Below are 11855 nucleotides of genomic sequence, written 5' to 3' on the forward strand. Positions count from 1 at the left end.
ACGCCGGGATGCCTCGCGCACCACCTCCATCCCGGCGCCCATTGAACAAATAGCCCCTGACCTGCGCAGATGCAGATTCTTGCCAACTTACTGACTGCACGGTAAGTTCATCGCCACAGCCGCTCGACGACGAGGAGCCTTCGTGACACCGCAGTCCCGCCCGGGAGCCGACACCTCCCCGGAGCTCGACGACCTGCGCACCCGTGCGCAGCGTCTGCCGCTCCGCGAGAAGGTCCGGCTCCTCACCGGGCAGTCGATGTGGCGCACCCACGGCCACGACGGCCTCGGGCTGCGCCCCGTCGTCCTGTCCGACGGCCCCGTCGGCGTCCGCGGCACGAGCGAGGTCGAGGGCGAGACGTCGGTCCTGTTCCCCTCCCCCAGCGCGATCAGCGCCACGTGGGACCGCGACGTCGCGCACGAGACCGGCCGGGCGTTCGCCCGTGAGGCCCGCGACCACGGCGTCGACGTCGTGCTCGCGCCCCAGGTGAACATCCAGCGCACGCCCGTGGGCGGCCGCCACTTCGAGTGCTACGCCGAGGACCCGTACCTCACGGCGGAGATCGGCACGGGCGTCGTGCGCGGCCTCCAGGACGAGGGCGTCGCGGCGTGCGTCAAGCACTACGTCGCCAACGACTCCGAGACGGACCGCACGAGCTACGTCGCGCACGTCGACCCGCGCACGCTGCGCGAGGTCTACCTCGCCCCGTTCGAGGCCGCCGTCGACGCCGGCGCGTGGTCGGTCATGGCCGCGTACAACCAGGTGGACGACGACACCGAGACGGCGCCGATGACGGCCCACCGGCACCTCGTCACCGACGTCCTCAAGCGCGAGCTCGGGTTCGACGGCGCGGTCGTCTCGGACTGGGTCGCGACGCACACGACCGCCGAGTCGGCGAACGGTGGGCTCGACCTCGTCATGCCGGGACCCGGTGGGCCCTGGGAGGACCGGCTCGTGCGCGCCGTCGAGGACGGCCTCGTGCCCGAGGCGGAGATCGACGACAAGGTCGCGCGCCTCCTGCTCCTCGCGCGCCGCGTCGGCGCGCTGGACGAGCCGGCCCGACCCCTGACCTACGACGGCGACCTGCGCGAGCTCGTGCGCCGCACCGCCGCGCGCGGCACGGTCGTCCTGCGGTCCGACGCCGAGAACCCCGTCTGGGACCGGCCGGCGCCGCGCTCGATCGCGCTCGTCGGGCCCAACGCGGTGCGTCCGCACGTGCTCGGCGGGGGCAGCTCGACCGTCGCGCCTGCGCACGTCGTCACCCCGGCCGAGGGTCTGGCCGCCCGCTGGCCCGACGCCTCGCTCACCGTGGCCCGCGGGGGCGACGCGCGCCGTCTGGCACCGCGCCTCGACCTGGCCGCCCGCTCGCTCCCCGACCAGGCCCTCCAGGTCACGTGGCTCGACGCCGAGGGCGCGACGCTGCGCAAGGAGGTCCTGGCGCACTGGGACGGCTTCCTCCGTGACCTGCCGGACGCCGTCGACACCGTCGTGCTCGACGCCGACGTGCTGCTCGACGAGCCGGGCGACCACACGCTCGAGGTCGGCACGGTGCCCGGTCACACGATCGAGGTCGACGGCGTCGTCGTCGCGCAGGACCTGCGCCGCTCGGGCGTCGAGGTCATCCTCGACTCGTCGATCAACAACCCGGTCGGCGTCCCGGCGCTCGTGCACGTCGACGCCCCGCGCCGCGTCCGCGTCACCGCCTCGCTGCTCGTCACGCGCGCCCAGGGGTACGGCAACATGGTGCGCGCCGAGCTGCGGCACCGCGTCCCGGCCCCGTCCGTCGACGAGGAGATCGCCGAGGCGGTCGCCGCCGCGGGCGCGGCGGACCTCACCGTCATCGTGGTCGGCACGAACGAGGAGGTCGAGTCGGAGGGCTGGGACCGGACCTCGCTCGCGCTGCCCGGCCGCCAGGACGAGCTCGTCGAGCGCGTGCTCGACGCCGACCCGGACGCGGTCGTCGTCGTCAACGCCGGCGCCCCGGTGCTCCTCCCCTGGCTCGACCGCGCACGCACCGTCCTGTGGGTCTGGTTCCCCGGCCAGGAGGCGGGGCACTCGATCGCCGACGTCCTCGCGGGCGCCGTCGAGCCCACCGGGCGCCTGCCGTGGACGCTCCCCGCCGACGAGGCCGACGTCCCGGTCCCCCACGCCGTCCCCGCGGGCGGCGTGGTCGAGTACACCGACGGCGTGCACGTCGGCCACCGCGCCTGGGTGCGCTCGGGCCGCTGGCCCGCCGCGCCCTTCGGGCACGGCCTCGGCTGGACCACGTGGTCCTACGACGAGGTCGCACCCGCGACCTGGACGCCCGACGGCGAGGCCGCCGTCACCGTCCGTGTCACCAACACCGGGTCCCGGGACGGTCGCGAGACCGTCCAGGTCTACCTCGAGGCGCCCTTCGCGCCGAGCCGGGCCCCGGTCGCCCACCGCGACCGACCGGCCCGCTGGCTCGGCGGGTTCGCCTCCGTCGACGTCGCAGCGGGCGGGTCCGCCGACGTCACCATCACCGTCCCGCGCCGCAGGTTCGAGGTGTGGGACACCGACAGCGAGCGCTGGGACCTGCCCGCCGGGACGTACCGGCTCCGGGTCGGGCGCTCGATCGACGACCTCCGCCTGGACACCGCGGTCCGGGCGCTGGAGAGCACCACCGGACGGGAGTAGCACCACCACCGGACCGCGGCATCACCCCCTGCACCGCCCCTTTCGTCCCGGCACCCGCCGGGCCGACGTTCTCGAAGGAGAGACTCATGAGGTTGAAGGCCTCCGCGATCGCGCTCGGCGTCGCGACTGCCCTCGTGCTCACCGGCTGCTCGGCATCGTCCGGCGACGGCGACACCGACACGACCACCGGCGCCAGCGGCGCCGCCCTGACGATCGCCAAGCCCGACGGCGCGATCGCGACCGAGTCCAACAACCCGTGGATCGGGGACTCGTCGGCGCTCAAGCTCGGCTACGTCAACGCCATCTACGAGCCCGTGGGCTTCGTCAACGTCGTGAGCCCGACCGACCCGATCAAGCCGTGGCTCGCGTCGGAGATCGTGTGGTCGGACGACTACACGTCCGTCCAGCTCACCACGCAGAGCGACGTCACGTGGAACGACGGCGAGCCCCTGACCGCCGAGGACATCGCGTTCTCGTACCAGATCCTCATCGACACGCCCGAGCTCAACACGGCCGCGCTGCCGCTCGAGAGCGTCGCGGTCGACGGCGACGTCGTGACCCTGACGTTCGCCACCTCGATGTACGCGAAGCAGGACAAGGTGCTGCACCGGTACGTCGTGCCGAAGCACGTGTGGGAGGGCGTCGCGGACCCGACCACGGAGACCAACCCCGAGCCCGTCGGCACCGGCCCGTACACGCTCGAGAGCTTCAGCACGGAGAGCGTCGAGCTCACCGCGCGCGACGACTACTGGGGCGGCGAGCTCGCGGTCCCGACGCTGTACTACGTGTCGTACAACGACAACAGCGCCCTGACGACCGCGCTCGCCAACGGCGACGCGGACTGGGCGCAGGCGTTCCTCCCCAACGTCCAGTCGGCGTACGTCGAGAAGGACCCGGAGCACAACGTCTACTGGGCCCCGGCCGGCCTCGGCGTCGACGCGATGTTCGTCAACACCACGAAGAAGCCGTTCAACGACGTGGCGTTCCGCAAGGCCGTGAACATGGTGGTCGACCGGACCCAGCACCAGCAGATCGCGCGTGAGGACGGCGTGCCGCTGCTCACCTCTGTCACCGGGCTCCCCCAGCCCGCGGGTGACCCGTACATCGCCGAGGAGTTCCAGGGCGAGGAGTACGCGGTCGACGTGGACGGCGCCAAGAAGGTCCTCGAGGACGCCGGCTACACGCTCGACGGCGAGACCCTGGTCGACCCCGACGGCGAGCCCGTCACGTTCGAGCTCCAGGTCCCGCAGGGCTGGAACGACTACGTCACCGGCATCAGCCTCATCGCGGAGTCGGTCAAGGCGCTCGGCGTCGAGGCGACCGTCACGACGCCCGACTCCGACACCTGGTGGGCCTCGAAGGGCACGGGCGACTTCGACGCGATCCTGCACTGGACCGAGACGGGCGCGACCCCGTACGACCTCTACAGCGACATGATGGACGGCCGCTGGCTCAAGCCGATCGGGGAGGCCGCGGACTACAACTTCGGTCGCTACGACAACCCCGAGGCGACCGCCGCGCTCGAGGAGTACGCCAACGCGACGGACGACGCGACGCGCACCGCCGCGATCGAGGAGGTCCAGAAGATCTTCGTCGAGGACGTCCCGGCGATGCCGATCGGTACCCGTCCGTTCATCAGCGAGTTCAACACGCGCAACTACACGGGCTGGCCGAGCGACGCCGACCCGTACACGAACGCGGACCCGACCCAGCCGACGGCCGTCCTCATCCTCACCGAGCTCGAGCCGGTGGAGTGACGCACGACCCGTCGTGACCCACGACCGCGCGTGACCCGGCGCGGCGGGTGCACCGGTGGACCTCGGTCCCCGGCGCACCCGCCGCGTCACGGCGCACCACCCCGTGCAGGCGCCCAGCACTGACCGCAAACCCCACGAACAGGTTGGACGAGTGAACACCGATCCCCTGCTGACCGTCACGGACTTCAGCGTGGTCTACGACGTCGACCCACCCGTCGAGGCCGTCTCCGGCGTCTCCTTCACGCTGCAGCGCGGCGAGATCCTCGGTCTCGCCGGCGAGTCCGGCTGCGGCAAGACGTCGCTCGCCTACGGCGTGCAGCGCCTCCTCAAGCCGCCCGCCGTCATCCCGTCGGGGCACGCCGTGTTCCACGACGAGTCCGGCGAGGACGTCGACATCGCGCGCCTCTCCGAGACCGAGCTGCGCCGGTTCCGCTGGGACAAGGCGTCCATGGTCTTCCAGGGCGCGATGAACGCGCTCAACCCGGTCACGAAGATCGGCAAGCAGCTCGGCGACGTCTTCGAGACCCACCGCCCCCGGATGAGCCGCGCCGAGCGGACGCGCGAGTGCGGCGACCTGCTCGACCTCGTCGGCGTGGGCCGCGAGCGCCTGCGCTCGTACCCGCACGAGCTGTCCGGCGGCATGCGCCAGCGCGTCATGATCGCGATGGCGCTCGCCCTCAAGCCGCAGCTCATGATCATGGACGAGCCGACGACCGCGCTCGACGTGCTCGTGCAGCGCGAGATCCTCCAGCAGATCTCCGACCTGCGGAAGCAGTTCGGGTTCTCGGTCATCTTCATCACGCACGACCTGCCGCTGCTGCTCGAGATCTCCGACCGCATCGCCGTCATGCGCCAGGGGCGCATCGTCGAGCTCGACACGGCGTCGAACATCTACCACCACGCGCAGCACGAGTACACGCGCACGCTCCTCGGCTCGTTCCCGAGCCTCACGGGCGAACGGGGCGGGTTCGTGCGGGGTCGTCAGGACAGCGCTGCAGGAGAGGCGGTCGCATGACCACGCTCGAGTTCTCCCACGTCACCAAGAAGTACCGCGTCCGCGGCTCCGGCGAGCTGCTCGCGCTCGACGACGTGAGCTTCACGATCACGTCCGGGCGCACGATCGCGCTCGTCGGCCAGAGCGGGAGCGGCAAGTCGACGATCGCGAAGATCCTCACGCAGCTCGAGCGCGCGACGTCGGGCGACATCCTGCTCGACGGCGCGCCCATCCCCCGGCGCGGGCGGGCGCTGCGCCGCTACCGGCAGCAGGTGCGCATGGTCTTCCAGGACCCGTTCGCGTCGCTCAACCCGTCGCACACGATCCGCCACCACCTCGAGCGGCCGCTGCTCCTCGACCACGTCGTGCCCAAGGACGAGGTCGACGACGAGGTGCACCGGCTCCTCGAGCGCGTGCACCTGGACGCGGGCGTGGTCGAGCGCCGCCCGCACGAGCTGTCCGGCGGTCAGCGCCAGCGCGTCGCCATCGCGCGCGCCCTGGCGTCGCGACCGTCGCTGCTCATCGCCGACGAGCCGGTGTCGATGCTCGACGTCTCGATCCGCCTCGGCGTGCTCAACCTGCTCGCCGAGCTGCAGAGGGCGTCGAACCTCGGCGTCCTCTACATCACGCACGACCTGGCGACAGCCCGGCACTTCAGCGACGAGATCATGGTCCTGCACCACGGCGTCGTCGTGGAGCACGGCCCCGCCGACGACGTGATCCTCGATCCCCAGCACCCCTACACCCGCGCGCTGCGCGACGCCTCGCCGAACCCGGAGGTCCACTTCTCCGGTGCCGGAGCGGCGACCGACGCGTCGAGGAGCCGACCGTGAGATTCTTCCTGCGCCGCACCGCGTTCTACCTGTTCACGGCCTGGGCGGCCATCACCATCAACTTCTTCCTGCCGCGCATGATGAAGGGCGACCCGGTCTCGGCCTACCTGGCGAAGAACCAGGGCAAGGTCAGCCCGGAGGCCGCGGCCTCGCTGCGCACGCTCTTCGGGCTCGACGAGGACCGGTCGCTTTTCCAGCAGTACATCGACTACTGGGGGCTCATGCTCTCCGGCGACCTCGGGCGGTCGTTCTCCAAGGGCCTCGCCCCCGTCGGGGACGTCATCGCGGTCGCCCTGCCCTGGACGCTCGGCCTGGTCGGCATCGCGACGATCATCAGCTTCTTCCTCGGCAGCGCGCTGGGCGCGGTCGTCGGCTGGCGCCGCGGCAGCCGCGCCGACGCGATCGTCCCTGTCGCGACGTTCATGTCGACCGTCCCGTACTTCTGGATGGGCCTCATCGCGATCGCCGTCTTCTCGAGCGCGCTCGGCTGGTTCCCCGCCTCGCACGCGTACAGCAAGGGCGCGAGCCCGGAGTGGTCGTTCGAGTTCGCGTGGGACGTGATCCAGCACGGCACGCTGCCGGCGCTCACGATCGTCGTCGCGTCGCTCGGCGGCTGGGTCCTCGGGATGCGCAACATGCTCATCACCGTGCTCGACGAGGACTACGTGACCGTCGCGCAGGCCAAGGGCCTGAGCCCGCGCCGCGTGCTGTCCGGGTACGCGTCGCGCAACGCGGTCCTGCCGCAGCTCTCGAGCTTCGCGCTGTCGCTCGGCTTCATCGTCGGCGGCACGCTCGTCATGGAGCTCGTCTTCTCCTACCCCGGCGTCGGCAAGCTCCTCCTCGACGCCACGAACGCGAAGGACTACCCGCTCATGCAGGGCCTGTTCCTCGTCATCACGCTGTCCGTCCTCGTGGCGAACATCCTGGCGGACGTCGCGCACGCCGCCCTCGACCCGCGCACCCGCGCGACGGAGGCCTGAGCCATGACGTCCACCTCGACCTCCACGAACGGCACGCCTGCCGCCCCGGGCCCTGCGTCCTCCGGCCCGACGGCGACCGGCCCCGCCACGTCCCGTGCGTCAGCCCCCGCGCCGGCACCGTCGGGCGACGCCCCGCGCGGCCGCTCGCGCTCGGCCCGCCTCGGGCGGGGGTTCGCGATGTTCCGCAGCGGCAAGTCGCTCACCGGGCTCGCGATCCTCGGGTTCTTCACGGTGCTGGCCGTGTTCGGCGACCTCATCGCACCGTACGGTCCGCTCGACAAGGACTTCACGGCGCTCAAGCAGCCGCCGTCGGGGCAGCACTGGCTCGGCACGACGCACATGGGCGAGGACGTCCTGAGCCAGATCATCTACGGCACGCGCGGCGTGCTCGTCGTCGGCTTCGTGTCCGGGATCATCGCGACGCTCGTCGCCGTGGTCGTCGGCGTCACGGCCGGCTACGTGGCCGGCTGGCGCTCCGAGTCGCTGTCGGCGCTGACCAACGTCTTCCTCGTGCTCCCGGGCCTGCCGCTCATGATCATCGTGGCGTCGCAGTACGAGAACCCGAGCCTGCTGCTGATCTCCGGCGTGCTGGCGATCACGGGCTGGGCGTGGGGCGGACGCGTGCTGCGCGCCCAGACCATGTCGCTGCGCAACCGCGACTTCATCCAGGCGGCGCGGGCGAACGGCGAGCCGCTCCACCGCATCATCGCCGTCGAGATGCTCCCGAACCTCACGGCCATCATCGCGTCGAGCTTCGTCGGCACGGTGACGGCCGCGGTGCTGGGTCTCACGACCCTCGCGTTCATCGGGGTCATCCCCATCACGAACCTCAACTGGGGAACGATCCTCTTCTGGGCCCAGCAGAACGGCGCGTTCCCGGACTACTGGTGGTGGTACGTCCCCGCCGGCCTGTGCATCGCGCTGCTCGGCATGGCGTTGTCGCTCGTGAACTTCGGCATCGACGAGTACGTCAACCCGCGCCTGCGCTCGGCGGGCGAGCGCGCCCGCGCGATGCGCAAGAAGGGCTACAAGGTCTCGAGCGGTGTCACGACCGTGAGCGACCGGCCCGACCTGCTCGACCGGAGCGTGGCGCCGCCGCCGCCGGACTCTCCCGCACCCGACGGCGTCGACACGTCGGCCACGGCGATCGACGGGGAGGACGACGAGACCGTCGCCACGGGATGGCCGCACCGCTCCGTGTGACCGCCCGTGCGACAGCAGGCGGGGGCCGCTCAGCACCCCGCCGACGACGGCCCCGACCCGGGCACCCCGCCTCGTGCAGCACGCCCCTGCTGCCCGACGACGCGGCCCGGGTCGGGGCCTGCGTCGTCCGGCCCGCGGTCTCCGCGGGCCGAGCAGGGCGAGCGCCGCCCGGGCGAGCGGCTCAGACGAGGTCGCGCACGACGTCGGACCCGAGCTTGAGGATGAGCGCCCCGACGACGACGACGAACACGACGCGCACGAACCCGCTGCCCTTCGCGACCGCCATGCGCGCGCCGACGTACGCGCCGAGCAGGTTGGCCGCGCCCATGATCAGCCCGAGCCCCCACAAGACCGCGCCGTACGGGACGAAGAAGATCAGCGCGCCCGCGTTGGTCGCGAAGTTGGCGATCTTGGCGAGCGCGGACGCCGGGAGGAACGCGTAGCCGAGGATGCTCACGAGCGAGATGACGAAGAACGTGCCCGTCCCGGGGCCCAGCAGGCCGTCGTAGGTGCCGATGACGAGGCCGATGCCCGCGGCGGCCCAGCGGTGGCCGTTGCCCTCCCAGCGCAGGTTCGTCGCGTGGCCCAGCTTCGGCTTCGCGATCGTGTAGGTGGCGACGGCGATGAGCACGACGAGGATGATCGGCGTGAACAGGTCCGCCGGGATGCGTGACGCCAGCGCCGCTCCCCCGATCGCGCCGACCAGGGCGGCGAGCGCCATCGGGCCGGCGGTGCGCAGGTCGGGACCCACGCGCCGGTAGAACGTCGCCGCGCTGACCGACGTGCCCATGATGCTCGAGAGCTTGTTCGTCGCGAGCGCCTGGACCGGGCTGATGCCCGGGACGAGCAGCAGCGCCGGCAGCTGGATCAGCCCGCCACCGCCGACGACCGCGTCGATCCATCCCGCCGTGAGCGCGGCGAGCACGAGGAGGACGACCGTCAGGCCGTCGATCTCGAGCCCGCCCGTGGACGGGAGGACGAAGGCGGGCAGCACACCCCAGTGGTACCACGGTTCGGCCGGTCGGCCACGCCGCGGGCCGCCACCCGCTGACAATACGTAACCCCTCGGTTACGCTTGACGGATGGACGCGTTCGAGGCTCTCGCCGACCCGGTCCGCCGGGACCTGCTCATCGCGCTGCGCCGCGCAGACCTGTCGGCCGGCGACCTCGCGGCCACGCGCGACGACGTCTCCCGGCCCGGCGTGAGCCGGCACCTGCGGGTCCTGCGCGAGGCCGGGCTCGTCGCCGTCGTCGCCGTCGGGAGGCGCCGGGTCTACTCGCTGCGTCCCGACGGCCTCGGCGCCGTGCGCGACCTCGTCACCGCGCTCGACCGCCCCGCACCACCCGTCCCTGCCCGAGCCCTCGACGGCCTCGACCTCGAGGTCCGCCGGACGACCCGAGAGCGCCGCGCCGCCGAGCCGGGCGCGGCCCGACACGAGGAGAGCGCATGAGCGACCCGACGACCCCCACCCGGTCCGACACCACGGGCCCCGTCCCGCGCGGGACGGTCGAGCACGGCCCTGCGGGCGCCGAGCTCGTCGTCACCCGCACCTTCCGCGCGCCCGCGACCGACGTCTGGGCGAGCCTCACCGAGCCGGACCGGCTCGAACGGTGGATCGGCCGGTGGGAAGGAGACCCGTCGACGGGACGGGTGACCTTCTTCATGACCGCCGAGGGGGACGACGTCGACCCGGAGGAGTACACGATCACGCGGTGCGAACCACCGCACCGGTTCGCCGCGGACACCGCGATGGGCGACGACACGTGGCACCTCGCGTTCGACCTCGACGAGGCCGACGGCGTCACGACGCTCACGTTCCGTCAGCTGCTCGGGTTGTCCGACGACGCCAGCTCGGTCGGGCCGGGATGGGAGTACTACCTGGACCGGCTCGTCGCGGCGCGCGAGGGCCGGGATCCCGGTGACCTCGACTGGCGGGAGTACGTCGCCGCCCTCGCCGAGCACTACGAGCAGGCCGCGGCCGGCGGGTCCTGACCGGGGCGGACGGGTGCCGTCGCGTCAGGACTGGAGGGCGTCGTACTCCGCCTCGGCCGCGACGTCGTCCTCGACGTCGAGCCGCAGGTGGGCGAGGGCGCTCTGCAGGACGCGCAGGCCGCTCGCGGCGCGCTCGCCCCACAGCGACACGTACGAGAACTGCCACCACCACAGGCCCTCGAGCTCGCGCCCCGCCTCGAAGTGCTGCAGTCCCTTCGCGAGGCACTCGGCGACGCACGCCAGGTCGCCGGACAGCGACGCCGCGCCGACCTCGGCGCCGACGAGCGGGTCGGTGATCTCGACGTAGTCGTCGAAGCCGTCGAACAGCCGGGACAGCGCGGTGCGCAGCGGGTCAAGGTCCGTGTCCGGGCCGGCGTCCGGCTCGAACCGCTCGACGGGCACGACGTCGCCCATCGCCCCGAGGCGGGCGCCCACCGCCAGGACGTCGGACAGAGCCAGGAGCAGCAGCGGGAGCACGGCCCCCGGCGTCGCGCCGGCGGCGACCTGCGCAGTGGTCGTGAGGTACGCGCGGGCCTCCGCGGCCGTCTCCTCCGCGATCTCGCGCAGCTCCGGGTCGTGCTGGATCTCGCCCATGCCGGTCCCTTCCGTCAGCCGCCGATCAGGCGGCGTCCCTCGAACGCCCGCCCGAGGGTCACCTCGTCGGCGTACTCCAAGTCTCCCCCGACCGGTAGCCCGGAGGCGAGGCGAGTCACGCGCAGGCCCATCGGGCCGAGCATGCGCGCGAGGTAGGTCGCGGTGGCCTCGCCCTCGACGTTCGGGTCGGTCGCGAGGATGACCTCCGTGACCTGCCCGTCCGCGAGGCGCGTCATGAGCTGCGCGATCCGCAGGTCGCCCGGCCCGACGTTCTCGATCGGGTTGATGGCGCCGCCGAGCACGTGGTACTTCCCGCGGAACTCGCGCGTGCGCTCGATCGCGACGACGTCCTTGGGCTCCTCGACGACGCAGATCACGTCGGTCGAGCGCCGCGGGTCCGCGCAGATGCGGCACTGCTCGGACTCGGCGACGTTGCCGCACGTGTCGCAGAACCGGACGCGCGCCTTGACCTCGGTGAGCGCGTCGACGAGCCGCCGCACGTCCACGGCGTCGGTCGCGAGGAGGTGGAACGCGATGCGCTGCGCGCTCTTGGGCCCGACGCCGGGGAGTCGGCCGAGCTCGTCGATCAGGTCCTGGACAGCGCCTTCGTACACTCCCCCAGCCTACGGGGCGTTGCCGACGTGCCCTGCCGCCGCTCCGGACGACGCGACGAGCTCGACCTCGAAGCCGTCGGCGTCCTCGAGATAGGCGGCGTAGTGGTCGGGACCGCCCGCGAACGGGTGCCGGTCCCCGAAGAGCAGCGCCCACCCGTGCTCGCACGCCGTCGCCACGTACCGCCCCGCGCGGGAGAGGTCGGGGACCACAGCTCGACGTGGTGCAGCGAA

At 72.4% G+C, this 11855-nt stretch carries 12 protein-coding genes; 8 read left to right on the forward strand and 4 right to left on the reverse strand.

From position 1 onward, the window contains the following. Positions 1 to 142 precede the first annotated feature (142 nt). The 6 genes from AC4H2G_RS09290 to AC4H2G_RS09315 all read left to right on the forward strand — a co-directional run bounded on the left by AC4H2G_RS09290 (position 143) and on the right by AC4H2G_RS09315 (position 8423). Positions 143 to 2656, forward strand: coding sequence for a beta-glucosidase family protein (locus AC4H2G_RS09290; protein WP_494365473.1), 2514 nt, complete (start codon positions 143 to 145; stop codon positions 2654 to 2656). A gap of 86 nt (positions 2657 to 2742) precedes the next feature. Beyond that, positions 2743 to 4413 carry an ABC transporter substrate-binding protein gene (locus AC4H2G_RS09295; RefSeq protein WP_494365474.1) on the forward strand — a complete coding sequence of 557 codons (1671 nt, stop codon included), beginning with the start codon at positions 2743 to 2745 and terminating at the stop codon, positions 4411 to 4413. Positions 4414 to 4564: 151 nt separating this feature from the next. Continuing rightward, the gene (locus AC4H2G_RS09300) at positions 4565 to 5428 is read left to right on the forward strand and encodes an ABC transporter ATP-binding protein (RefSeq protein ID WP_494365475.1); all 864 of its coding nucleotides are present in this window, start codon (positions 4565 to 4567) and stop codon (positions 5426 to 5428) included. After that, on the forward strand, positions 5425 to 6240 hold the full coding sequence (locus tag AC4H2G_RS09305; protein WP_494365476.1) for an ABC transporter ATP-binding protein: 816 nt from the start codon (positions 5425 to 5427) through the stop codon (positions 6238 to 6240). The genes AC4H2G_RS09300 and AC4H2G_RS09305 overlap by 4 nt, the downstream gene beginning before the upstream one ends. Next, positions 6237 to 7220 (forward strand): ABC transporter permease, encoded by a 984-nt coding sequence (locus tag AC4H2G_RS09310; protein WP_494365477.1) that lies wholly within the window; start codon positions 6237 to 6239, stop codon positions 7218 to 7220. Before AC4H2G_RS09305 ends, AC4H2G_RS09310 begins: the two co-directional genes overlap by 4 nt. Positions 7221 to 7397: 177 nt before the next feature. After that, positions 7398 to 8423 carry an ABC transporter permease gene (locus AC4H2G_RS09315; protein ID WP_494365753.1) on the forward strand — a complete coding sequence of 342 codons (1026 nt, stop codon included), beginning with the start codon at positions 7398 to 7400 and terminating at the stop codon, positions 8421 to 8423. 181 nt (positions 8424 to 8604) lie between these two features. Here the strand turns inward: AC4H2G_RS09315 and AC4H2G_RS09320 are convergent, their stop codons facing one another. Continuing rightward, positions 8605 to 9417 (reverse strand): TSUP family transporter, encoded by an 813-nt coding sequence (locus tag AC4H2G_RS09320; RefSeq protein WP_494365478.1) that lies wholly within the window; start codon positions 9415 to 9417, stop codon positions 8605 to 8607. Positions 9418 to 9505: 88 nt separating this feature from the next. On the opposite strand from AC4H2G_RS09320, the gene AC4H2G_RS09325 reads away from it, so the two are divergent. Together AC4H2G_RS09325 and AC4H2G_RS09330 are read left to right on the forward strand one after the other, a co-directional pair. Further along, complete coding sequence (locus tag AC4H2G_RS09325) at positions 9506 to 9874, forward strand: ArsR/SmtB family transcription factor (RefSeq protein ID WP_494365479.1); 369 nt, start codon at positions 9506 to 9508, stop codon at positions 9872 to 9874. Further along, complete coding sequence (locus AC4H2G_RS09330; RefSeq protein WP_494365480.1) at positions 9871 to 10416, forward strand: SRPBCC family protein; 546 nt, start codon at positions 9871 to 9873, stop codon at positions 10414 to 10416. The genes AC4H2G_RS09325 and AC4H2G_RS09330 overlap by 4 nt, the downstream gene beginning before the upstream one ends. Positions 10417 to 10440: 24 nt before the next feature. Here the strand turns inward: AC4H2G_RS09330 and AC4H2G_RS09335 are convergent, their stop codons facing one another. From AC4H2G_RS09335 to AC4H2G_RS09345, 3 genes are read right to left on the reverse strand one after another with little or no spacing between them, the layout of a single operon-like run. After that, on the reverse strand, positions 10441 to 11010 hold the full coding sequence (locus AC4H2G_RS09335) for a DUF5063 domain-containing protein (protein WP_494365481.1): 570 nt from the start codon (positions 11008 to 11010) through the stop codon (positions 10441 to 10443). A gap of 14 nt (positions 11011 to 11024) precedes the next feature. Then, complete coding sequence (gene recR, locus AC4H2G_RS09340) at positions 11025 to 11624, reverse strand: recombination mediator RecR (protein WP_494365482.1); 600 nt, start codon at positions 11622 to 11624, stop codon at positions 11025 to 11027. Between the two features lie 9 nt (positions 11625 to 11633). Continuing rightward, a complete protein-coding gene (locus AC4H2G_RS09345; RefSeq protein ID WP_494365483.1) occupies positions 11634 to 11834 on the reverse strand; it encodes a hypothetical protein in 201 nt (66 codons plus the stop codon). Positions 11835 to 11855 lie beyond the last annotated feature (21 nt).

The sequence above is a fragment of the Cellulosimicrobium sp. BMG9.23 genome (assembly GCF_059159985.1).

What these genes read in the sequence shown, in the direction of transcription:
- AC4H2G_RS09295 (WP_494365474.1), top strand. Translation starts at nt 2,743, where the DNA reads ATGAGGTTGAAGGCCTCCGCGATCGCGCTCGGCGTCGCGACTGCCCTC.
- AC4H2G_RS09305 (WP_494365476.1), top strand. Translation starts at nt 5,425, where the DNA reads ATGACCACGCTCGAGTTCTCCCACGTCACCAAGAAGTACCGCGTCCGC.
- AC4H2G_RS09315 (WP_494365753.1), top strand. Translation starts at nt 7,398, where the DNA reads ATGTTCCGCAGCGGCAAGTCGCTCACCGGGCTCGCGATCCTCGGGTTC.
- AC4H2G_RS09325 (WP_494365479.1), top strand. Translation starts at nt 9,506, where the DNA reads ATGGACGCGTTCGAGGCTCTCGCCGACCCGGTCCGCCGGGACCTGCTC.
- AC4H2G_RS09330 (WP_494365480.1), top strand. Translation starts at nt 9,871, where the DNA reads ATGAGCGACCCGACGACCCCCACCCGGTCCGACACCACGGGCCCCGTC.
- AC4H2G_RS09335 (WP_494365481.1), bottom strand. Translation starts at nt 11,010, where the DNA reads ATGGGCGAGATCCAGCACGACCCGGAGCTGCGCGAGATCGCGGAGGAG.